Source organism: Sphingobium sp. AntQ-1, from assembly GCF_028538045.1.
GTDB lineage: Bacteria > Pseudomonadota > Alphaproteobacteria > Sphingomonadales > Sphingomonadaceae > Sphingobium > Sphingobium cupriresistens.
Genome location: NZ_CP117158.1, coordinates 3,689,763 through 3,711,070, shown reverse-complemented (window position 1 = coordinate 3,711,070; position 21,308 = coordinate 3,689,763). Strand labels below are relative to the sequence as shown.

The window sequence follows — 21,308 nt, the reverse complement described above, 5'->3', positions numbered from 1 at the left end:
CACTTTTCCGGGTTTAAGAAAGTCGGCGAATAAGACGTGGTCGTCATCAACGCCCATCTGCCGCCGCCAGATTCATCGCCCGCGTCATCAGCGCCACGAACTTTCCTTCATCCACCCGCGCCGTCGGGTTGTTCCAACTGCCGCTGACGGCATACCAAGCGCCGTTCGGTGCCTGGCCCAGCATGTTCATCGCCATCACGCCGGGTTCGCTGCCGCCCTTATAGCCCAGATAACGCCAGCGTTTCGCATCGGCGGGCGCGATGCCGGGGTTGACGGCCAGGATCGGCAGCGCGTCGCCGCCATGCAGGCGCAGCCAGTCGAGCAGGCCGATCATGTCCCTTGATGATGCGAACCATTCGATGCTGTCGATCGCCGTGGGTATTTCGGCCACGCTGCCCACATCCACCTTGTCGGCGGTCAGGCGGCGAGCCGCATCGTGCAGCAGCCCGCGACGGTCAGCGAGCGATCCCGTTGCGTAACGGTGGCGCAGGTCGGCATTGACGGGCATTTTGAGCGCGAAGGCTTCGGCGGTGCTGAGTATAGGCAGCGCTTTGGCCGCGTCTGAATGGCCGGTCGTGGCCAGCATGGCGTCTACCCGATCCCGCCCCAGCGCGCGAAGCAGCGTATCGCTCGCGCTATTGTCGCTTTCGGCGATCATCGCCGTGGCCAAGCTGTGCAGCGTCATCGGCGCACGGTCGGGCCAGTTCATCAGCCGCCCGGAAAAGCTTTTCGGGCCTAGAGGAATGACATCGCTCCACCGTCGCTCGCGCGCCGCCGCCGCGCGCGCCAGTTCGGCGAGGATATACAGCTTGAAGCTGGAGCCGGTCGCCATCTGCACGTCGGCGCGGTGGACATGCAGCCATTGCGGACCGGAGTCGGTCAGTTGCGCGATCGCGACGGCGGTGGCGCCGGGCAAGGCGGCGACGTCGGCCATGACCTTGTCCAGGCTGTCATTGGCGGTGCGGGCGCCCACGATATGCAGGCCGACGACCAGATGGGGCGTTTGCGGCGCGACCACCAGGGTAAAGCCTACAGTGGCGCGTTCATAGCGGATTTCGACCTGCCCGGCAGTGGCGCTGTCGGTCCGCACCGCGCCGAGCGAAAGCGGTTCGCCATGCTGGGCGCGCAGGTCGGCGGCGATGGCGCGCCAGCGATCCACCGGCACGGCGTCGAGAAAGAGGGTAGAGAAATAGGCCTCCTCGCCGCCGGGCGCGCTGAGGATGCGGAGCAGTTGTACCGCACGGGCCTGATAGGCGGGGGAGGGGGCAGCACGGGAAGGGGAAGGAAATACGGCCATGACGAATAGGCATAGCAGGACAAGGAGCCTGGCACAGCGGGCTCCTGCGAAAGCGGCAGCACGCTTCTGACGGACCATAGCCCTATTCAAGCGTCGATCGCTTCCTCGTCCACCGCCGCGGCATTTTCCTGGATGAAGGCGAAGCGATGCGCGGGGTTGGTGCCCATCAGCCGATCAACCAGATCGCGCACCTGCGCCCGGTCCTCGACATCGTCGGGCAGGGTGATGCGGATCAGCATCCGGGTCTTGGGGTCCATGGTGGTTTCACGCAACTGCATCGGGTTCATTTCGCCCAGCCCCTTGAAGCGGCTGACTTCTACCTTCTTGCCCTTGAACTCCTTCGCCATCAGCTGTTCGCGATGGGCGTCGTCCTTGGCGTAGAGGCTCTTGCCGCCCGCCACGAGCCGATAGAGCGGCGGCTGGGCGAGATAGAGATGCCCGCGCCGCACCAGTTCGGGCATTTCCTGAAAGAAGAAGGTCATCAGAAGCGTCGCGATATGCGCGCCGTCCACATCGGCGTCGGTCATGATGACGATGCGTTCGTAGCGCAGATGATCCGGGTTGCAATCCTTGCGCGTGCCGCAGCCCAGCGCCAGGATCATGTCGGCGATTTCCTGATTGGCCAGGATCTTGGCATTATTGGCGGATGCGACATTCAGTATCTTGCCGCGCAGGGGCAGGATCGCCTGGGTCTTGCGGTCGCGCGCCTGCTTGGCGGAGCCGCCCGCCGAATCGCCTTCGACCAGAAAGATTTCAGCACCTTCCGGGTCGTCGTTCGAACAATCCGTCAGCTTTCCGGGCAAGCGCAGTTTGCGGCTGTTGGTCGCGGTCTTGCGCTTGACCTCCTTCTCCTGCTTGCGCTTGAGGCGCTCATCCATCCGGTCGAGCACATAGGCGAGCAGCGCCTTGCCCCGATCCATATGGTCGGTCAGATAATGGTCGAAATGGTCGCGCACCGCATTTTCCACCAGTCGCGCGGCGTCGGGGCTGGTCAGTCGATCCTTGGTCTGGCTCTGAAACTGCGGATCGCGGATGAAGACGGACAGCATGATTTCCGATGACGTCATGATGTCGTCGGCGGTGATGTCCTTGCCCTTCTTCTGCCCGATCAGTTCGGCAAAGGCGCGGATGCCCTTGACCAGAGCGGTGCGCAGGCCCGCTTCATGGGTGCCGCCATCGGGGGTCGGGATGGTGTTGCAATACCAGCTATAGCTGCCATCGGACCACAGCGGCCAGGCGACCGCCCATTCGACCCGGCCAGCCGTGTCGGGAAAATCCTGATTGCCCGAAAAAAAGACGCTGGTCGCGCAATCGCGGCCGCCCACCTGTTCCTTCAGATGATCGGCCAGGCCGCCGGGAAACTGGAACACCGCCTCCGCTGGCGTATCGTCGCTGATCAGTTCGCGCGCGCATTTCCAGCGGATTTCGACGCCCGCAAACAGATAGGCCTTGGACCGCGCCAGGCGATGCAGACGGGCGGGCTTGAACTTCTGCTCGCCGAAAATCTCGGTGTCGGGGACGAAGCTGACCAACGTGCCGCGCCGGTTGGGCGCCGCACCGACTTTTTCCAGCGTCGTGACGGGCAGGCCTTGCGCAAATTTCTGGCGAAACAGTTCCTTGTTGCGCGCGACTTCGACCACCGTGTCGGTCGACAGCGCATTGACCACGCTAATGCCCACGCCGTGCAGACCGCCCGACGTGGCATAGGCCTTCCCCTCGAACTTGCCGCCCGAATGGAGCGTGGTCATGATGACCTCCAGCGCCGACTTGCCGGGAAATTTGGGATGCGCATCCACCGGAATGCCGCGGCCATTGTCGGTAATGGTCAGCTTGTTGCCGGTCTCCAGCGTCACCTCGATCCGGGTGGCGTGACCGGCGACGGCCTCGTCCATGCTGTTGTCCAGCACTTCGGACGCCAAGTGATGCAGCGCGCGCTCGTCGGTGCCGCCAATATACATGCCGGGGCGGCGACGGACCGGCTCCAGCCCTTCCAGCACCTCGATCGTGGAAGCATCATATTGCGGGGTGGCGGGGGTGTTGGCGGCGAACAGGTCTTCGGACATGCCGTAAGCTATAAGCGGGCGCGCGGCGGGCGCAAGCGCCGAGCCATGTCCGGGCAGCAACGATATGTCACAAAAGGCAGTGAAACAAAATGGACGGTGGGTTCGTTAGCGGCAGGAAGATGGGTCGAAAACGGCCCGTCCCGCGAGGAGACTATATTCATGAAGATCAAGCATATCGCGCCGCTCGGCGCCACCCTGGCGCTTGTCATGGCGATGCCGGCCGTTGCGCAGGACAGCGCGCCGGTCGATTGGAGCGGCCCTTATGTCGGCGGCTCCTTCGGCTATAATTGGCAGAAAAGCGACCAGGGCGAACATCTGCGTTTCGATACGGACGCCGATGGCGACTATAATGACGTGATCCGCACCACGTCGGGCGCCAACGCCTTTTCGCCGGGCACCTGCGGCGGCGCGGCGCGCGGCCCCACGCCAGGTGCTGGCTGCGACGACGACAAGGATGCGATCGGCTGGATGGGTCATGTCGGCTATGACCGGCAGTTTGGCAGTATCGTCGCGGGCGTGGTCGCCGAAGCGGGCAAAGCCTATATCAGCGACAGCGTGACCGAATATTCCACGACGCCGGCTTTCTACACCATGACCCGGCGGATCAACTATAACGCCAACCTGCGCGCCCGCCTGGGTTATACGACCCCCGGCGGCATCATGCCTTACATCACCGGCGGCCTTGCCTATGCGAAGGTGAAGAACAGCTTCAGCACCAGCAATGGCGCCAACAGCTTCACCGAAGTCGACCGCAAGGAAGATGCATGGGGCTACACGATGGGCGGCGGTATCGAAGCCAAGGTGTCGGATAATTTCTCGATTGGCGCACGCTATCTGTGGACCCGCTATAATGTCGGCGACTATCGCGTCGATGTCGGCGCGGGCACGGCCCCGGCGACCAATCCCTTCCGCATCACCCCGTCGGGCGGCGCCAGCATGAATCGCGGCGACAAGTTCGACACGCAGAGCGTGATGGTGACGACCAGCTTCCGCTTCTGATTGCAACGAACACGAAAAAGGCCCGGCTTCCAAATGGAAGCCGGGCCTTTTTCGCGTCTGGCGTGACGCTTCAGCGGACCCGCGGGCCGCCAAAGGGGAGCGGCGGGGGCGGACGGCGTGTGCCGCGGGGCAACTGCGCCTGATAGGCGCGGCCACAATGTTCGACGCAATAAGGGAAGCCGGGATTGACCTGCTCGCCGCAGAAATGAAAGTCCGGTTCGCCCGGATGCCCCATCGGCCATTTACAGATCCGCTCGGTCAGGTCGAGCAGCGTCGTCTTGTCCGCAATCTCGGCGCTCGGCTTTGCCGGCACCAGGCGGCGCGGCGGGGCGGGCGGGATCGGCGCCTGCTGGTCGCCCGGACCCTGGCGCAGGAAGCCGCCGGGACCGACCGAAATGATGCGGGGTTGCGGCGGCGGGGGCGGTGCATCGGTGGCGGCTGCGGCGGCGGGAGTCGGCGTCGCAGGGGCCGCCGGCGCAGCGACGGGCGCACGGATGGGCGCCGGAGCCGACACGACCGGCGCGGCGGCGCGCGACGCTTCCACATCCGGGGCGGTCGCGGGTTTCCGCGGCGCAGGGGCGGCAGCCTTCTTGGGCGTCTCATTCGCCTTCACCGGCGAAGGACGGGATTGCAGGCCCAGGCGATGCGCCTTGCCGATCACCGCATTGCGGCTGACCCCGCCGAGTTCATCGGCGATCTGGCTGGCGGTCAGTCCGCGCTCCCACATCCCCTTGAGCTGGTCGATACGCTCGTCGGTCCAGGACAATGAAAAAACTCCTCACAAATCTTCTATGGCTCCCTATATGGGAAGCCACGCCGCAGGTTCAAATCCTTGGACCTTCCCCCTTGCGGCATAACGGACCAGCCGATAGTCGATCCAACCATGAACGACCAGCCCAAAATTCACGCCGCTCCCGCGGTACAGCCGCCATTCCCCGAACCGGGCGTGCCGCAGATTCGCAACATCAACTGGGCCGGCACCTGGGCGCTCTACGCCAAGGAAGTGCGCCGCTTCCTGAAGGTGCAACTCCAGACCGTCTGGGCGCCGGCGATCACGACGCTGATGTTCCTGGTGATATTCATCGTCGCGCTGGGCGGCAGCGGGCGGACCGTGTTGCTGCGCGGCGAAGCGGTGCCCTTCGCCGACTTCATCGCGCCGGGCCTGATCATCATGGGCATGATTAACGCCTGCTTCGCCAATGCCAGCTTCGCGCTGATGGTGGGCAAGGTGCAGGGCACGTTGGTGGATTATCTGATGCCGCCGATCGGGGTGGGCGAATTGCTGTTCGCGCTGGTCGCATCGTCGGTGACGCGCGCGATGTTCGTCGGCTTCGCCCTGTGGCTGGCCATGGCCTTGTGGCCCGGCGTCCATGTGACGCCCGCGCATATGTGGGCGGTCGCCTGGTTTGGCCTGCTCGGCACCAGCTTCATCGCCTTTCTGGGCGTGTTGACATCGATCTGGGCGGAAAAATTCGATCATGGCGCGGCGATCACCAATTTCGTGATCGGACCGCTGGCGCTGCTGTCGGGCACATTCTACTCAATTGATCGCCTGCCCCCGGTTTTCCAGGCGATCAGCCACGCCAACCCGTTCTTCTACATCATTTCCGGCTTCCGCTACGGCTTCGTCGCGGCAGCCGACACCAATGTCGTGGTGGGCAGCAGCGTGCTGCTGGGCCTGAACCTGATACTGGGTGGATTGTGCTACACGCTGCTCAAGCGCGGCTGGAAGATCAAGGCTTGATCCGCTGCCGCCGCCTCAAATGAAGGCGGCAAAGAGCGGGACGGCGATCCCCATCAGGAACAACGTCGCCGCCGCGATCAGCCAATGATGCGGGCGGGGCTGGCGATGCAGAGAAGGCGGGGCGTTGTGAGGACGCCCCGCCTTCTGCTTATCCACCGACGCGGGAGAGTGCGAGGCCTGCAGCTTCGATCTCGTCTGCGGGATAGATGTTGCGCAGGTCGATGAGCGCGGTGCCGGTCATGGCGGCGGCCAGGCGCTTCAAATCCAGGGCGCGGAAGATGTCCCATTCGGTGACCAGCACGACCGCGTCGGCGGCGTCGGCGGCCTCATAGGCGTCGTTGGCCATGACCACCTTGGGCATCATCGGCGCGGCGACCTCCATGCCTTCGGGATCATAGGCGACGATCTTTGCGCCCGCGTCTTCCAATGCCTGAACGATGGCGAGGCTGGGGGCGTCGCGCATGTCGTCGGTGTTGGGCTTGAAGGTCAGGCCCAGCAGCGCGACCGTCTTGCCGCGGGCGTCGCCGCCCATCGCCTTGACGATCTTGCGGCCCATCGCCCGCTTGCGCAGGTCGTTGACCTGCACCACCGTTTCGACGATGCGGATCGGGGCGTCATGGTCCTGGCCGGTCTTGACCAGCGCCAGCGTGTCCTTGGGGAAGCAGGAGCCGCCATAGCCTGGCCCTGCGTGCAGGAATTTGCTGCCGATCCGGTTGTCGAGGCCGATGCCGCGCGACACGTCCTGCACTTCCGCGCCGACCGCCTCGCACAGGTCCGCCATTTCGTTGATGAAGGTGATCTTGGTCGCCAGGAAGGCGTTGGCGGCATATTTGATGAGTTCGGCGGTGCGGCGGCCGGTGAACATCAAGGGCGCCTGGTTGAGGTTGAGCGGACGATAGACCTGGCTCATCACCGCGATCGCGCGTTCCGAACCGGTGGTGCCCACGACGACGCGATCGGGCCGCTTGAAATCGCCGATGGCCGCGCCTTCGCGCAGGAATTCGGGGTTGGACACGACCTGGATGTCGAGGTCGGGATTCAATTCGCGCGCGATCCGCTCGACTTCGTCGCCGGTGCCCACCGGCACGGTCGATTTGGTCACGATCACCGCAGGCGCATCCAGCGCCGCAACGATTTCCCGCGCCGCAGCATAGACATAGCTCAGGTCCGCATGGCCGTCGCCCCGGCGCGAAGGCGTGCCGACCGCGATGAAGATCGCGTCGGCGCCCTTGACGCCAGCGGCCAGGTCGGTGGTGAAGGTCAGCCGGCCCGACGCCGCATTGTCGCCCACCAGCTTGTCCAGCCCCGGCTCGAAAATCGGCATCCGCCCGGACTCGATCGCCGCGATCTTGCCGGCGTCCTTGTCCACGCATACCACGTCATGACCAAAATCCGCAAAACAGGCCCCTGACACAAGTCCAACATAACCCGTGCCGATCATCGTGATTTTCATGGACTATTCAGCTCCGTAAGACGTGGTGACTATGCGCAGGCTGTATCATAGTGCGCGCACATTACAATTCGCTGCGTTGCAGCGATGAATTTAGCAATATCGTTCAGGGGCTGGTTACCAATTTCTGCGACAGGCTGGGCGCAGCAGCAGGCGAAGGAATGGATGTGAAAGTAGCGCTGGTGTTCGGGACGCGCCCCGAAGCGATCAAGATGTTCCCGGTGATCCATGCGCTGCGCGCGCAATCCGGGGTGGAGACGCGGGTCATCGTGACCGCGCAGCATCGCGGCCTGCTGGACCAGGTGCTGGACATTGCCGGGATCGTGCCCGACATCGACCTGGACGTCATGGTCCCCAACCAGACGCTGGACGGGCTGACCGCCAGGCTGATCGTCGAACTGGGCCAGGCGTTCGACGTGGAACAGCCTGACCGCATCGTCGTCCATGGCGATACGCTGACCACGATGGTCGCCAGTTTGGCCGCCTATTACCGCAAGATCCCGGTCGCCCATGTCGAGGCCGGCCTGCGCAGCGGCGATATTCATCATCCCTGGCCGGAGGAAGTGAATCGCCGCGTCGTCGCCTGCATCGCCGACATGAACTTCGCGCCCACCCAGGCCGCGGCCGACGCGCTGCTGCACGAAAGCCGGGACGCCGCCAGCATTCATATCACCGGCAACACCGTGATCGACGCGCTGCTCGCCACCCGCGATCGGCTGTTGGCGCAGCCGGGACTGGCCAGCGGCCTGGACGGTCTGGCCGCGCGCTTCGCGGGCAAGCGAATCGTCGCCGTCACCAGCCATAGGCGCGAGAATTTCGGCGGCGGGATGGAAGCGATCGCGCAGTCAATCGCCGATATCGCCGCGCGCGCCGACGTCGCGGTGATCTTCCCCGTTCACCCCAATCCCAATGTCCGCCCGGTGATGGACGCCGTATTGGGCGACCTGCCCAATGTCGCGATGATCGAACCGCTCGACTATCCCCATTTCGTCCGCCTGCTCGACATGTGCCATCTGGTGCTGACCGACAGCGGGGGCGTGCAGGAAGAAGCGCCCTCGCTCGGCAAGCCGGTGCTGGTGATGCGCGAAACGACCGAGCGGCCCGAAGGTATTGAGGCGGGGACGGCCCGGCTGGTGGGCGCCGACCGCGACCGCATCGTGCGCGAGGTGCTGGCGCTGCTGGATGATGACGACGCCTATCAGGCGATGGCACGGGCGCATAATCCGTTTGGTGACGGCCAGGCGGCGGCGCGAATCGCTGCGGTGATCAGCGCGGGCGCCGCCATGGCGGAATAAAAGGCGACGTCGTGGCGGCTATCTGCTACCGGACGGCATCGCCGCGAAACCTGCCCGCAAGCATTCGCTACGACCGAGAGACAAATCGCGCTCCCGCTTGCCATGCAAGGAGCCTGTCTCATGACCCTGTCGATACGCGCCCACTCAATTCTGAGCCTGACGAGGCCGTCCGCATGAGCCGCGCCATTAATTTGAACGCGCCGCTGGACGACGTGACCGCGCTCTGCGCCCGCCACGCCATCGCCATTTCGACCATCGAACCGCTGACGTCGGGCGGCACCCGCGTCGTGCTGCTCAATCCCGATGGCGCCGATCGCATCCGTACTTTGATGAAGACCAAGATCATCACCACGCCGGTCATCCGCTCGCCCATGCACATGGCGCGCCAGCCTTTACCGCGCTATCGCTAGAGGTTAGACGGCGGCGGCCGGAGCGTTACCGAAATCTTCAGCATTTCCGGGCACAAAAGCGGGCGAATTCACCGTTTGAAGGATTGTCCGCCTCATGCCTGTCGACGCAAAGCAGAAGGTTTCCGTCATTGGCCTTGGCTATATCGGCCTGCCGACCGCCGCGCTGATCGCGCGTGGCGGCGCGCAGGTGGTGGGGGTCGACGTCAGCGCCCATGTGGTCGAAACGGTCAATGGCGGCCGCGTCCATATCGAGGAAGTCGATCTGGATGGCTTGGTCCAAGGCGTGGTCGCTCGCGGCAACCTGCGCGCCAGCCTGGAGGTCGAGGAAAGCGACGTCTTCATCATCGCCGTGCCGACCCCCGTGTCGGAAGATCGCGCGCCAGACATCTCCTATGTCCTCAAAGCCGCGCGCACGATCGCCCCGGTGCTCAAGGCCGGCGATACGGTGATCCTCGAATCCACCTCGCCCGTCGGCACGACCGAAGCGATGCGCGACGTGATCGGCGCCATTCGTCCCGACCTTAAAATGCCGGGGCAGGGCGCGCAGGGCGACATCGCCATCGCCTATTGCCCGGAACGCGTGCTGCCAGGCCGCATCCTGGTCGAACTGATCGACAACGACCGCTGCATCGGCGGCATCACGCCGCGTTGCGCGCGCAAGGCGCTGGGCTTCTATCGCCAGTTCGTGCGTGGCGCCTGCATCACCACAACCGCCCGCGCGGCCGAAATGGTCAAGCTGGTCGAAAACAGCTTCCGCGACGTCAACATCGCCTTCGCCAACGAATTGTCGGTGATCGCGGAGAATGTGGACATCGACGTGTGGGAGGTGATCCGCCTCGCCAACCGCCATCCGCGCGTCAATATCCTCTCGCCAGGCCCAGGCGTCGGCGGGCATTGCATCGCCGTCGATCCCTGGTTCATCGTCCATGGCGACCCGGAAAATGCCCGCATCATCCGCACCGCACGCGAAGTGAATGACGGCAAGACCGACTATGTCATAGCCAAGGCGTCGGACATGATCGACGCCTTCGCCGACGAAGACGTCGCCTGCCTCGGCCTTGCGTTCAAGGCGAATATCGATGATTTCCGCGAAAGCCCGGCGGTGAAGGTCGCCGCGCGGCTGGCGCGGCGCTATGGTCGCCGCATCAAGCTGGTCGAACCCTATGCGCAGGCATTGCCGATGGAATTCGCCGGAACGGGGGCCGAACTGATCGATCTCGATACGGCACTGGAACAATGTGGCGTTTTCGTCATTCTAGTCGATCATGACATGTTCAAATCTGTCCCCGTCGATGAACGCGCCGGCAAGGCTGTCTATGACACGCGGGGCATCTGGCCCGATCAGCCGCGCCGCCTGGCGCAGCCCGCGCCCGACCGCCTCGCCATCTGACGGCCATCGGGCGCCTTCAGCCCGTCCCGTCCATGGTTGCCATCATCGTGCCGCGCCGTTAACCCCCGGCCTCATCTGGGTTAGGACGGGGCGGGAGCGCGGATGAAGCGCGGAAACAGCATCAACCGATCGATTGCGATGCTGGCGGCCTGCGGGCTGCTGGGGGCGTGCGCGACCGTGGAGGATGCGCCACGGGGCGAGGCCGCCTATGTGGCGATCCCTCCGCCACCAGCGATTGGAATGGATTATCGTATCGCGCCAGACGATGTGCTGCGCATCCAAGTGTATCATGAACCCGGCCTGTCGCTGGAAGACGCGCAGGTCACGGCGGCCGGCATGATCCGTATGCCACTGATCGGCGATGTGTCGGTCGCGGGTCTGACCGCCGGCGAAGCGGGCGATGTCATTGCCGGGCGCCTGGGGGAACGCTATCTGGTGTCGCCGCAAGTCACCCTGTTTGTGAAAAAGGCCGTGGGCCGCCGCGTCACATTGGATGGCGAAGTGCGCGAACCTGGCCTCTATCCGGTCGAAGGGCGACTGACGCTGTTACAGGCCGTCGCCCTGGCGAGGGGGCCGACCCGGCTCGCCGGCCTCAATCAGGTGGTCGTCATACGTCGGTTGGACGGCCAGCGGCGGGCCGCGTTGTTCGATCTGGCCGCCATTCGCAAGGGGCGTGCGCCCGATCCTGAAATTCTGCCGGGCGACATGGTCATCGTCGGCCTGTCGCGCGCCAAGGCGATCATGGGCGGCGCGCTGCTGGCCATGCCTGCGCTCGCCACCGGCTTTATCGCGCTGGACGGAAATCACTGATGGGTATTCCTGCTTTCCCGATGCGTGACGATGCGGATAACGGCGGCGAAGGATTCAGCACCCGCTTGTCCGCCGCCGCGCAGCGCTGCTGGCTGGTGCTGCGCCGCCACCGCGTCATCCTGTTCGTCACCATGGCGCTCTGCCTGTTGGCCGGCGCGCTCTTCATCCTCACCTCTACGCCTGATTATCGCGCCACCGCCTCGGTCGAGGTGGAGGATGTGCCTGCCGGCGCGGCCGGTTCCGCCGCGGCCCAGCGCGCCGGATCGGCGAACGACACCGAAACGCTGATGCAGACCGAATTGGAGGTGTTGCGCAGCCGGGCGCTGGCGGAGGAGGTCGCGCGCGATCTGTCGCTGGTCGGTACGCCGACCTTCTTCAAGGGCATGGACGAGGTCCGCCCGCCAGAGGGCGTCGGCACCTTGTCGCAGCGTCAGGTGGAGCAGGACATGGTCGTGCGGCTGCTGCGCGATAATCTGGAGGTCGAACTGCCCGGCAAGTCGCGGGTTCTGCGGATCAGCTTCGTCAGCGCCGATCCGGTGCTTTCGGCGCGCGTGGCTAACAGCTATGCGGACAGCCTGATCCGCGCCGACCTGAAGCGCGGCTTCGAATCCGGGGTGCAGGCGCGCCGCTTCCTGCTGGGCGAACTGGACGGCGCGCGCAACGATCTGGCGCGGGCCGAGCGCGACATGGCCGTCTATGCCACGCGCACCGGCACGCCGGCCCAATCAGGCGAAGAGAGCAAACCCGTCAAGCCTGCCGCCCCCGACGGGTCGGTGGCGACGCGGCTGGCGCAGCTCAACGCCTTCCGCGCGCAGGCTGCGGCCGATCGTATCGCGGCGCAGAAACGGTGGGAAAGCGCGCGGCGCGCCAGCGCCGACACGCTGCCCGAAGTGCTGGGCAACGGGGCCATGCAGCAGATTATGGCCGATCGCGCGCAAGCCCGCGCGGCCGTTGCCGAGGAACGGCAGTTTCGTAAGGATGCCCATCCCGAAATGCGCGAAGCGCGGGCGAAGCTGGCGGCGCTGGATGAGCAGGCCGATTCCATGGCCAACACCATCCGGGCGTCGCTGCGCGAACAATATGAGGTGGCGGTGCGCGGCGAGGATCAGATCGCCAAGGAAATCGCGCAGCTCGAACAGCAGGCGCAGGTGGAGCAGGGCCGCGATGTCCAGATGGGCATCATGGAACGCTCGGTCGATACCTATCGGATGCTGCATGACAGCCTGCTCCAGCGCTATCGCGACATGGCGTCGCAGGCGGGGTTTCAGGCCGGTCGCATCTATCCCCTCGATCGTGCGGCGGTGCCGACGCGGCCCTTTTCACCGCGGATAGGCGTGACCCTTCTGCTGGCCTCGCTCGGCGGGCTGGCGTTGGGCCTGCTGCTGGTGGCGGCGCGGCATATGTTCGATGACGCCGTGACCTCCGCCGACACGTTGGCGGAACGGGTCGGGCTGTCCTTGCTCGGCGCGGTGCCGGTTACCGGCGATAATCCCCAGCCGGCGGAGATATTCACCCCGATCGCCGCGTCGCTGCTGTTGGCGTCGGCAGACGGGCTGCCGCGATCGATCTTGGTCACCAGCGCGCAAGAAGGGGAGGGCAAGTCGCTGACCCTCCATGCGTTGGCGCTGGCGCTGGCGGGCCTGGGCAAGTCGGTGCTGGTGATTGATGGCGACATGCGCCGTCCGGTGCAGCATCGCCTGTTCCGCCTGTCCCCCGCGCGCGGCATCAGCGAAGTGCTGACCGGTCAGGCTATGGCGCAGGATGTGATCGTGGACACCGGTATCGCGGGCGTGGCGCTGCTGCCTTGCGGCACGCTGCCGCCCAATCCGTCGGAACTGCTGTCGACCCCGGCGCTGGACGGCCTGCTCACGGCGGTGCGCGACCGCTACGACACGGTGCTGATCGATGCCCCGCCGATCCTGGGAATTGGCGATGCGCCGCTGTTGGCGGCCAAGGCGCAGGCCAGCCTGCTGGTGGTCGAATGGGGCCGCAACCATCATGGCGGCCTGCGCGCGGCGGTCGAACGCTTGCGGCGCAGCGGCGGCGCGATCGTCGGCGCCATCCTGACCAAGCAGCAAGGCCGGGCGATGGATTATGATTATCACCGCGGCGGGTGAATCCTACATTCGTTCGGTGTGAGAATGAAAACAGCGCCTTCCCGATCGAGAAGGCGCTGTTTTCATGTCCAGCAATGAAGCGTTAGGCTTATGCCCGCGCCATCAACCGCTCGACCAGCCCCTGGAACAGGCGCCTACCGTCGGTCGCGCCATGCGCCGGCTCGATCACGCGCTCTGGATGGGGCATCATGCCCAGCACATTGCCCGTGTCGTTCAGGATGCCCGCGATGTTGCGAGCCGACCCGTTGACGCTTTCGGCGTAGCGCAGCGCCACGCGGCTATCGCCTTCCAACCGGTCAAGCGTCGCATCGTCGGCGAAATAATTGCCGTCATGATGCGCCACCGGATAGCGGATCGCTTCACCCGCCGCATAGCGGCTGGTGAAGGCGCTTTCAGCATTCTCGACCGTCAGCGCGACGTCGCGGCACACGAAATGGCCGCCGGCATTGCGCAGCAGCGCGCCGGGCAGCAGGCCGCTTTCGGTCAGCACCTGGAAACCGTTGCAGATGCCCAGCACGAATACGCCCCGCTCGGCCGCCTTCGCCACCGCCTGCATCACTGGCGAACGGGCGGCCATCGCGCCGGACCGCAGATAATCGCCGTAGGAAAAACCGCCCGGCACGCCGATCAGGTCGATGTCGTCGGGCAGGTCCGTGTCGCGGTGCCACACCATGGCGGGCTTCTGTCCGGTCGCAGCCTCGAACGCCACCGCCAGGTCGCGGTCGCAATTGCTGCCCGGAAAGACGATGACGGCGCTCTTCATGCCTTAGACGACTTTTCGACGCGGTAGTTTTCGATCACTGTGTTGGCCAGCAGCTTGCGGCACATGGCGTCGATATCCTCGTCGCTGGTGTCGTCGGCCAGGTCCAGTTCGATCAGCTTGCCGGCGCGCACGTCATTGACGCCGCCAAAGCCCAACCCGTCGAGCGCATGGTGGATGGCCCTGCCCTGGGGATCGAGGACACCGCCCTTGAGAGTGACGAAGATGCGGGCTTTCATGGGACGCGGACTCCTTGGAATCGACTGGCGCCGCGCGATTCCGCACGGCCGACCTTCGCCGCACCCCCTAAGCGCGGCGCGGCGCGTAGGCAAGCCATTATGACTTTGTTAGCGACCATTGCGCTACCGTGACTGCGTGATTTTGGGGGACGTGCGGAACGATGTCCGGGCTGGCGCTGGCGATGTTTGTCGGGCTGTTCGCATGGGGGCAGCAGATCGTGGGATATGATGATCCGCACGGCAAGGTCCAACTCGCGCTGCTCGCGACCTTTTGTTTCGGTTTGCTGATCGGCTATCGCGCCAATAATTGATCGCAGAAAATCTCCATTCTCATCCCCGCGCGCATCGCCTAAGCGGCGGGCATGAACACTGACACCCTCTATTATATATGCGCCATCATCGCCGTCGTCCTTGCGGGCCTAGCCAAAGGCGGTTTCGCCGGGATCGGCGCGCTGGCCATGCCGGTGATGGCGCTCGCCGTCGATCCGGTGCGCGGAGCGGCCATCCTGTTGCCGATCCTGATCCTGCAGGACGTCGTCAGCGTATGGGTCTATCGGCATAGCTGGGACGGCGGCATCCTCAAGGTCATGCTGCCGGGCGCCGCGGTCGGCATCGGCCTTGGCTATCTGTTCGCGGCGCAGGTGTCGGAAACCGCAGTGCTGGGCGTGCTCGGCGCCATCTCCGTGCTGTTCGGCTTGCAACGCCTGTGGATCGAGCGCGGCAAGGCTGTGGTGCTGCCGTCGGATTCGCCCGGCTGGGTCGGCTTCCTGTTCGGCATCGGCAGTGGCTTCACCAGCCATATCGCCCATGCCGGGTCGCCCCCTTTCCAGATGTGGGTGCTGCCCAAAAAACTGCCGCGTGACATGCTGGTGGGGACGACCGCGCTCGCCTTCGCCGCGATGAACTGGATGAAGCTGCCCGCCTATGCCGCGCTGGGGCAGTTCACCCACGCCAATCTGATGGCGACGGCGATGCTGGCGCCAGTGACGATCCTGTCGACCTTCGCCGGTGTGGCGCTGGTGCGACGGGTCGATCCGGCGCGCTTCTACACGCTCATCTACGCGCTGATGGTGCTGCTGGGCATCAAGCTGATGGCCGACGCGCTGATCGCCTGACATGAAAAACCCGACGAAAGCCTGATGCCTTCGCCGGGTTTGTCCGTTCTGATCGAAGGATCAGCCTTCTTCCTTCTCGCGCTTCTTGCGATGGGTGTCGAGGTCGAGCACAGTGGTGTCCAGTCCTTCGGGCAGCAGGCCAAGACGGCGCGCAACCTCCTGATAGGCTTCGACTTCGCCGCCCAGATCGCGGCGGAAGCGATCCTTGTCCAGCTTCTCGTTGGTCGCCATGTCCCACAGGCGGCAGCCGTCCGGGCTGATCTCGTCGGCCAGGATGACGCGGCTATATTCGCCGTCATAGAGCCGACCAAATTCCAGCTTGAAATCGACCAGGCGGATACCGATGCCGGCGAACAGGCCGCACATGAAATCGTTGATGCGGATCGCCATGTCGGCGATGTCGTGCATCTCGTCCTGCGTCGCCCAGCCGAAGCAGGCGATATGCTCTTCGGAGATCAGCGGGTCGCCCAGCGCATCGTCCTTGTAGCAATATTCGATCAGCGTGCGGGGCAACTGCGTGCCTTCCTCGATGCCCAGCTTCTTGCTGAGCGATCCGGCGGCGACGTTGCGCACCACGACCTCGATCGGGATGATCTCGACCTGGCGGACCAGCTGTTCGCGCATGTTGAGGCGGCGGATGAAGTGGGTCGGCACGCCGATCTGGCCGAGCAGGGTGAAGATATGCTCGGAAATCCGGTTGTTCAGCACGCCCTTGCCCGAAATCGTGCCCTTTTTCTGGGCATTGAAGGCCGTAGCGTCATCCTTGAAATATTGGATGATCGTACCTGGCTCAGGACCTTCGTAAAGGATCTTTGCCTTGCCTTCGTAAATCTGGCGGCGACGGGCCATGCGCGTTCCTGACTTGTCTTATAAAACACTGCGCCCCGGCAATCGCGAATCGTTGAGGATCAGCGGGTGCCGGGGCTGCTTGGGCCGCCCATAGAGCAAAGTCGCAAGGCGTGCAATTCCATGCGTTCTCCATCGGCGCGCATCACGCCCCCTTCATCTTCCGAAATTCGTCGAACAGTCCCAGGAAGCGGTCGATGTCCGCTTTGCTCAAGAAATAGGGCGTCGCGAGCCTGAGTTTGCTGGGGTTGCCGCCGCGGACGCGGATCTTGTGGTTGGTCCACAGCCACTCCTGCAATTCCATCCGCTGCACCGGCGGTGCGTTGACGGTGGCGATCGCCCCGCGCAGCGCCGGATCGGGGGAGGTCCAGCTTTCCGCCCCGCGCTTCACCATCTCGCCATGGATATAGTCGGCCAACAGGCGATTGCGCGCCTCGATCCGCTCCATCCCGATGCTCGTGGCCAATTCAATCGCGGCGTTCAGTCCCATCAAGGTGGGGATGCAGGACGACCCGATCTGCATATAGCGGTCCGCCTTGCGCGTAGGATCGTCATAGCCGCCCGTGGCCACCGTATTCCACACCCGGTCCATCACGCTTTCGTCGCGCAAGTAGAGGAAACCCGTGCCCTTCGTCGCGAACAGCCATTTGTGCATCGATCCCGTGTAAAGATCGCAGCCTATATCGTTGAGATCGACCTTGATCATACCCGGCGCATGGGCGCCATCAAAGGCGGACACGATCCCCTTCGACCGGGCCAGAGCGGCGATTTCCTTGGCCGGCAATATGACGCCCGTCGCCGTGCTGATATGGCTGACGAAGATGATTTTCGTGCGCGGGGTGATCGCATCGTTGATCCGGTTCAATATCGCCGCCGCGTCCTTGGGCGGTTTGGGCATGGCGAACTTTTTCACCACCACGCCATAGCGGCGGTGGCGCAGCATCCAGGGCATTTCGCCTGACCCATGTTCCTCGTCGCTCATCAGCACTTCGTCGCCGGCCTTCATGTCGAAGCCGTTGGCGACATAGCTGTTCGCTTCGGTGCAGTTGCGCAGGATCGCCATTTGGTCGACATGCGCGCCCATGAAGTCGGCGAACGGCTTGCGATAGGTCTGCCACGATCCATAGCCCCAGATCGGATAATCCTCCGATCCGGCCTGCGTCATCTGCTCGGTCGTTTCGAACCCGTCGAAAATCGCCTTGAGGACGGGGCGGGGCGAGGAGCCGACCGTCCCGACATTCAGGTTCACGACATCGGCAGGGATCACGAATTGTGCGCGGAGCGCCTTCCAATAAGCGTCCTCATCCCGGCCATGGAGGTCGGCAGCGGGCAGGGGCACGGCCTTGAGCGCCTGCGCTGCGGCGGGAGATGCTATGGAGGCGGCGGTAGCGGAACCGAGGAAACTGCGACGATCGAACATGGGCGCCTTTCCGGGCCGGCATGGCCCGCTGACAAGTCTGCCCGATGTTCAACGATGCTCAAGCGGAAATCCGCCTACAACACATCCCCGAACATGGCCCACAGCAAGGCGCCCCACGCCACCATGCCCACGGCGGCGATAATGACGCCCGATCGGGCGCGCATGGCGGCGATCAGGCCGCGGGCTTCATCGTCATCCTCCATCATCGGCGACTGCGTTACCCCGCCGCCGGCTCCGGCTCAACCCGTCCCGTTTCGCGATCCACCGCCATCAGCCGGCCGGTGAAACATTGCCGCCACCAACTGATGTCCTGCCCCTCGACACTATCCATCATCGCCCGCCAGCGCCGCTTGCGCTCGTCAAGCGGCATGGCCAGCGCGCGCAGGATCGCGTCGGACATCTCCTCCGGGCTATAGGGGTTGATGAGCAGCGCGTCCTTGAGCTGCATCGCCGCCCCGGCAAAGCGGGACAGGATCAGCACACCGGGATCTTCGGGGTCCTGGGCCGCGACATATTCCTTCGCGACCAGGTTCATGCCGTCGCGCAGCGGTGTCACCAGCCCGATCTTTGCGGCGCGATAGATGCCGGCCAGCTTGTCGCGCGGATAGCCCTGGTTGACGTAGCGGATCGGGGTCCAGTCGACGTCGCTATATTCGCCGTTGATCCGTCCTGCAAGCGAATCAAGCGTCGCACGGATCTGCTGGTAGCTTTCCACCTCGCCGCGCGAGGGCGGGGCGATCTGGGTCAGCAGCAGCTTGCGATGATGTTCGGGATGATCCTTCAGGAAGCGGGCATAGCCGTTGAACCGCTCCTCCAGCCCCTTGCTGTAATCCAGCCGATCGACCCCGACGATCATCGATCGGTCCTGCAAGGATGCGCGGACCAGGCTCAGCATGTCCTGTGCCGCTTCGCTCTCGGCGGCCTCGGCAAACTCCTTTGCATTAATGCCAATCGGGCAGGCCACCGCCTGGATGGTGCGATCGCCGACGGTGACGAAATCGCCATCGACGCTGCCGCCCATTTCCCGCTCGACATAATGACGGAAGGATTCGAGCCATTCCTCGGTATGGAAACCGATGACGTCATAGGCGAACAGCGTGCTGACCAGCTTGCTGTGATGGGGCAGCGACACCAGCAGCCGGGTCGGGGGCCAGGGAATGTGGAGGAAGAAGCCCATGCGGTTCTTCAGCCCCTTGTCGCGCAGCATCTGGCCCAGCGGGATCATATGATAGTCATGGACCCAGATCACGTCTTCGGGTTCGATCAGCGGGCTGGCGGTTTCCGCGAAGCGCTTGTTGACGCGATTATAGCCGCCTTCGAAATCACGGGCATATTCGGCCAGGTCGATGCGGAAATGGAATAGCGGCCACAGCGTCTTGTTGGCATATCCATTATAATATTCGTCGATGTCCTGTTCTTCCAGGTCGATCGTCGCGGTCTTGACCCCCTCATCTTCGGCAAAGCCGATATGGCCGGTGAAATTGTCGGTGACCTCGCCCGACCAGCCGACCCAGATGCCCCTGCTCTCCCGCAAGGCTTGCGACAGGGCGACGGCAAGGCCCCCCTGGTTGCCCGACTTGCTGGGGCGACTGACCCTGTTCGATATGACGATAAGGCGGCTCATCGCATCGCGCTCCATGGTTTGCTCAGCAAGACGGCGCAATTGATGATGCCGACCAATGAGTAAGTCTGGGGATAATTGCCCCACAATTCCCCGGTTGCAGGGTCTATATCTTCGGACAGCAGGCCAGCGGCCGTGCGGCGAGACAACATCTCTTCGAACAAGGCGCGGGCCTCTTCGGTCCGGCCGGTGCGGTGCAGCGCCTCGATCAGCCAGAATGTGCAGACGTTGAATGCCGTGACCGGCTCGCCGAAATCGTCGGGCGCGCTGTATCGCAGCATGTCGTTGCCGCGCCGCAGATCGGTTTCCAGCGCCGCCAGCGTGCCGATGAACATCGGATCGTCGGCCGTCAGGAACCGCAGGTCGAGCAGTTGCAGCAGCGACGCATCGCGCGAATCATCCTCGAAATTGGCGGAGATCGCCTTGCTGTCGGTGCGCCAGGCAGCCTCCAGGATGCGCGCCTTCATCGTGTCGGCGCGGTTCTGCCAATGACCGGCCCGCACCGGCAGGTCGAGCGCGGTGGCGGCATGGGCCAGCCGATCGCACGCCGCCCAGCACATGACCGCGCTGTAGCTGTGGACATGGGCGCGGGTACGGAGCTCCCATAGGCCCGCGTCTGGCTGGTCGTACACCGCCCAGGCGCGTTCACCCACGGCCTCCAGCGCCTCGAAATCGGCATGGCCGGCCATGCGCAACAGCCGCTGATCGATGAAGCCCTGCACCGACGACAGCACGATCTGGCCATAGGCGTCATGCTGGATCTGTTCATAGGCGGCATTGCCCACGCGCACCGGTCCCATGCCGCGATAGCCGGGCAGTTGCTCGGCTTCCCACTCGGTCAGCGTGGCGTTGCCGCGGACATCATAAAGCGGCTGGATATGCCCGCCACGCGCGCCGTCGACGATGTTGCGCAGATAGACGAGATAGGATTCCATCACGTCGAGCGCGCCCAGTCGGTTGAGCGCCTCCACCGTATAATAAGCGTCGCGGACCCAGCAGTAACGATAGTCCCAATTACGCCCGCTGTTCGCATGTTCGGGGATGGAGGTGGTCAGCGCGGCGACGATCGCGCCGGTTTCCTCATGCTGGCATAGCTTGAGCGTGATGGCGGAGCGGATCACGGCTTCCTGCCATTCGGCCGGGATAGCGAGGCCGCGGACCCACAGCTGCCATTCGTTGATGGTGTCGTCCAGCATTCGCTCGATCGCCGGACGCAGCGCATCGGAAAAGCCCTCGTCCGGTCCCATGAAGAAATGCGCATCCTGCTCCAGCCGGAACCAGCTTTCCTGCGCGATCAGGCCGATCGGCGCATTGGTCGATATGCGCATCGCCATATAGGACAGGATCATCCGGATATGGTTGGAACCATAGCTGACCGGCACCTTGTCGGCGCCCCAACCCGTTGTCGGACGCAATTTTACGCGAATGCGGGGGGAACCAGCTACCGGCCGGACGATGCGGATGAACCCTACCGGGCGGTACATGCGGCCCTTATGCTTGTGCCGCGGGCAGAAATCGATGATCTCGATCGCATTGCCCTGCGCATCCCTCTGGCGGGTCACCAATATCGGGGTGTTGCGGATATAATGCTGCTCGACCGCGACGCAATTTTCCAGTTCGATCGCCCAGAAGCCGCCGGCCTGCGCATCGTCCCATGGTTTATTGTCCAGCAAGGCGGAAAAGACCGGATCGCCGTCCACACGCGGGACGCAGGCCCACACCATACGTCCCA

The 21,308-nt window shown here is 64.3% G+C and carries 20 protein-coding genes; 9 read left to right on the top strand and 11 right to left on the bottom strand.

The features are described 5' to 3' along the window. Positions 1 to 46: 46 nt before the first annotated feature. Positions 47 to 1,297: a serine hydrolase gene (locus sphantq_RS18575; RefSeq protein ID WP_272799210.1), complete on the bottom strand. Its 1,251-nt coding sequence runs from the start codon at positions 1,295 to 1,297 to the stop codon at positions 47 to 49. An 86-nt stretch (positions 1,298 to 1,383) separates the two neighbouring features. Further along, on the bottom strand, positions 1,384 to 3,360 hold the full coding sequence (parE, locus tag sphantq_RS18570; protein WP_272799209.1) for a DNA topoisomerase IV subunit B: 1,977 nt from the start codon (positions 3,358 to 3,360) through the stop codon (positions 1,384 to 1,386). A gap of 159 nt (positions 3,361 to 3,519) precedes the next feature. Between parE and sphantq_RS18565 the strand changes: the two genes are divergently transcribed. Beyond that, a complete protein-coding gene (locus sphantq_RS18565; RefSeq protein WP_272799208.1) occupies positions 3,520 to 4,359 on the top strand; it encodes an outer membrane protein in 840 nt (279 codons plus the stop codon). A 70-nt stretch (positions 4,360 to 4,429) separates the two neighbouring features. Here sphantq_RS18565 and sphantq_RS18560 read toward each other — a convergent pair whose 3' ends face one another. Then, positions 4,430 to 5,125, bottom strand: a complete 696-nt coding sequence (locus sphantq_RS18560; protein ID WP_066601682.1) for a GcrA family cell cycle regulator — start codon at positions 5,123 to 5,125, stop codon at positions 4,430 to 4,432. A gap of 117 nt (positions 5,126 to 5,242) precedes the next feature. On the opposite strand from sphantq_RS18560, the gene sphantq_RS18555 reads away from it, so the two are divergent. Beyond that, complete coding sequence (locus tag sphantq_RS18555) at positions 5,243 to 6,103, top strand: ABC transporter permease (RefSeq protein ID WP_066601686.1); 861 nt, start codon at positions 5,243 to 5,245, stop codon at positions 6,101 to 6,103. Positions 6,104 to 6,251: 148 nt separating this feature from the next. Here sphantq_RS18555 and sphantq_RS18550 read toward each other — a convergent pair whose 3' ends face one another. Further along, positions 6,252 to 7,556, bottom strand: coding sequence for a UDP-glucose dehydrogenase family protein (locus sphantq_RS18550; RefSeq protein WP_066601689.1), 1,305 nt, complete (start codon positions 7,554 to 7,556; stop codon positions 6,252 to 6,254). Positions 7,557 to 7,720: 164 nt separating this feature from the next. On the opposite strand from sphantq_RS18550, the gene wecB reads away from it, so the two are divergent. From wecB to sphantq_RS18525, 5 genes are all read left to right on the top strand, one after another. After that, positions 7,721 to 8,848 (top strand): non-hydrolyzing UDP-N-acetylglucosamine 2-epimerase, encoded by a 1,128-nt coding sequence (gene wecB / locus sphantq_RS18545; protein ID WP_272799207.1) that lies wholly within the window; start codon positions 7,721 to 7,723, stop codon positions 8,846 to 8,848. A gap of 173 nt (positions 8,849 to 9,021) precedes the next feature. Then, the gene (locus sphantq_RS18540) at positions 9,022 to 9,258 is read left to right on the top strand and encodes a hypothetical protein (protein ID WP_066601691.1); all 237 of its coding nucleotides are present in this window, start codon (positions 9,022 to 9,024) and stop codon (positions 9,256 to 9,258) included. Positions 9,259 to 9,352: 94 nt separating this feature from the next. Beyond that, positions 9,353 to 10,648: a UDP-N-acetyl-D-mannosamine dehydrogenase gene (gene wecC, locus sphantq_RS18535; protein WP_272799206.1), complete on the top strand. Its 1,296-nt coding sequence runs from the start codon at positions 9,353 to 9,355 to the stop codon at positions 10,646 to 10,648. 102 nt (positions 10,649 to 10,750) lie between these two features. After that, positions 10,751 to 11,458 carry a polysaccharide biosynthesis/export family protein gene (locus sphantq_RS18530; RefSeq protein WP_129926131.1) on the top strand — a complete coding sequence of 236 codons (708 nt, stop codon included), beginning with the start codon at positions 10,751 to 10,753 and terminating at the stop codon, positions 11,456 to 11,458. 20 nt (positions 11,459 to 11,478) lie between these two features. Then, positions 11,479 to 13,575 carry a GumC family protein gene (locus sphantq_RS18525; RefSeq protein ID WP_443021563.1) on the top strand — a complete coding sequence of 699 codons (2,097 nt, stop codon included), beginning with the start codon at positions 11,479 to 11,481 and terminating at the stop codon, positions 13,573 to 13,575. Between the two features lie 88 nt (positions 13,576 to 13,663). On the opposite strand, the gene purQ is transcribed toward sphantq_RS18525, so the two are convergent. Further along, the gene (purQ, locus tag sphantq_RS18520) at positions 13,664 to 14,338 is read right to left on the bottom strand and encodes a phosphoribosylformylglycinamidine synthase subunit PurQ (RefSeq protein WP_272799204.1); all 675 of its coding nucleotides are present in this window, start codon (positions 14,336 to 14,338) and stop codon (positions 13,664 to 13,666) included. Further along, on the bottom strand, positions 14,335 to 14,574 hold the full coding sequence (purS, locus tag sphantq_RS18515; RefSeq protein WP_066601702.1) for a phosphoribosylformylglycinamidine synthase subunit PurS: 240 nt from the start codon (positions 14,572 to 14,574) through the stop codon (positions 14,335 to 14,337). Before purS ends, purQ begins: the two co-directional genes overlap by 4 nt. A 161-nt stretch (positions 14,575 to 14,735) precedes the next feature. Here purS and sphantq_RS18510 point away from each other — a divergent pair, with 161 nt between their 5' ends. Further along, positions 14,736 to 14,885: a hypothetical protein gene (locus tag sphantq_RS18510; protein ID WP_169793914.1), complete on the top strand. Its 150-nt coding sequence runs from the start codon at positions 14,736 to 14,738 to the stop codon at positions 14,883 to 14,885. 51 nt (positions 14,886 to 14,936) lie between these two features. Further along, positions 14,937 to 15,689 (top strand): sulfite exporter TauE/SafE family protein, encoded by a 753-nt coding sequence (locus sphantq_RS18505; protein ID WP_272799203.1) that lies wholly within the window; start codon positions 14,937 to 14,939, stop codon positions 15,687 to 15,689. A 60-nt stretch (positions 15,690 to 15,749) separates the two neighbouring features. Here the strand turns inward: sphantq_RS18505 and purC are convergent, their stop codons facing one another. From purC to sphantq_RS18480, 5 genes are all read right to left on the bottom strand, one after another. Further along, on the bottom strand, positions 15,750 to 16,538 hold the full coding sequence (gene purC, locus sphantq_RS18500; protein WP_066601715.1) for a phosphoribosylaminoimidazolesuccinocarboxamide synthase: 789 nt from the start codon (positions 16,536 to 16,538) through the stop codon (positions 15,750 to 15,752). Positions 16,539 to 16,680: 142 nt separating this feature from the next. Further along, positions 16,681 to 17,955, bottom strand: a complete 1,275-nt coding sequence (locus sphantq_RS18495; protein ID WP_272799202.1) for an aminotransferase class V-fold PLP-dependent enzyme — start codon at positions 17,953 to 17,955, stop codon at positions 16,681 to 16,683. Positions 17,956 to 18,029: 74 nt separating this feature from the next. Continuing rightward, on the bottom strand, positions 18,030 to 18,161 hold the full coding sequence (locus tag sphantq_RS18490) for a hypothetical protein (protein WP_269076430.1): 132 nt from the start codon (positions 18,159 to 18,161) through the stop codon (positions 18,030 to 18,032). An 11-nt stretch (positions 18,162 to 18,172) separates the two neighbouring features. Further along, entirely contained in the window at positions 18,173 to 19,579 is a 1,407-nt protein-coding gene (gene otsA / locus sphantq_RS18485; protein ID WP_129926127.1) for an alpha,alpha-trehalose-phosphate synthase (UDP-forming), read from the bottom strand. Further along, a complete protein-coding gene (locus tag sphantq_RS18480) occupies positions 19,576 to 21,300 on the bottom strand; it encodes a glycoside hydrolase family 15 protein (protein WP_272800263.1) in 1,725 nt (574 codons plus the stop codon). Before sphantq_RS18480 ends, otsA begins: the two co-directional genes overlap by 4 nt. Positions 21,301 to 21,308 lie beyond the last annotated feature (8 nt).

Coding starts and splice junctions, on each gene's coding strand:
- sphantq_RS18505 (WP_272799203.1), top strand. CDS start 14,937: ATGAACACTGACACCCTCTATTATATATGCGCCATCATCGCCGTCGTC.
- parE (WP_272799209.1), bottom strand. CDS start 3,360: ATGTCCGAAGACCTGTTCGCCGCCAACACCCCCGCCACCCCGCAATAT.
- sphantq_RS18530 (WP_129926131.1), top strand. CDS start 10,751: ATGAAGCGCGGAAACAGCATCAACCGATCGATTGCGATGCTGGCGGCC.
- sphantq_RS18565 (WP_272799208.1), top strand. CDS start 3,520: ATGAAGATCAAGCATATCGCGCCGCTCGGCGCCACCCTGGCGCTTGTC.
- sphantq_RS18480 (WP_272800263.1), bottom strand. CDS start 21,300: ATGGTGTGGGCCTGCGTCCCGCGTGTGGACGGCGATCCGGTCTTTTCC.
- purS (WP_066601702.1), bottom strand. CDS start 14,574: ATGAAAGCCCGCATCTTCGTCACTCTCAAGGGCGGTGTCCTCGATCCC.
- wecC (WP_272799206.1), top strand. CDS start 9,353: ATGCCTGTCGACGCAAAGCAGAAGGTTTCCGTCATTGGCCTTGGCTAT.
- sphantq_RS18575 (WP_272799210.1), bottom strand. CDS start 1,297: ATGGCCGTATTTCCTTCCCCTTCCCGTGCTGCCCCCTCCCCCGCCTAT.
- sphantq_RS18550 (WP_066601689.1), bottom strand. CDS start 7,556: ATGAAAATCACGATGATCGGCACGGGTTATGTTGGACTTGTGTCAGGG.
- purQ (WP_272799204.1), bottom strand. CDS start 14,338: ATGAAGAGCGCCGTCATCGTCTTTCCGGGCAGCAATTGCGACCGCGAC.
- otsA (WP_129926127.1), bottom strand. CDS start 19,579: ATGAGCCGCCTTATCGTCATATCGAACAGGGTCAGTCGCCCCAGCAAG.
- sphantq_RS18490 (WP_269076430.1), bottom strand. CDS start 18,161: ATGATGGAGGATGACGATGAAGCCCGCGGCCTGATCGCCGCCATGCGC.
- sphantq_RS18525 (WP_443021563.1), top strand. CDS start 11,479: ATGCGTGACGATGCGGATAACGGCGGCGAAGGATTCAGCACCCGCTTG.
- sphantq_RS18540 (WP_066601691.1), top strand. CDS start 9,022: ATGAGCCGCGCCATTAATTTGAACGCGCCGCTGGACGACGTGACCGCG.
- sphantq_RS18555 (WP_066601686.1), top strand. CDS start 5,243: ATGAACGACCAGCCCAAAATTCACGCCGCTCCCGCGGTACAGCCGCCA.
- purC (WP_066601715.1), bottom strand. CDS start 16,538: ATGGCCCGTCGCCGCCAGATTTACGAAGGCAAGGCAAAGATCCTTTAC.
- sphantq_RS18495 (WP_272799202.1), bottom strand. CDS start 17,955: ATGTTCGATCGTCGCAGTTTCCTCGGTTCCGCTACCGCCGCCTCCATA.
- sphantq_RS18510 (WP_169793914.1), top strand. CDS start 14,736: ATGTCCGGGCTGGCGCTGGCGATGTTTGTCGGGCTGTTCGCATGGGGG.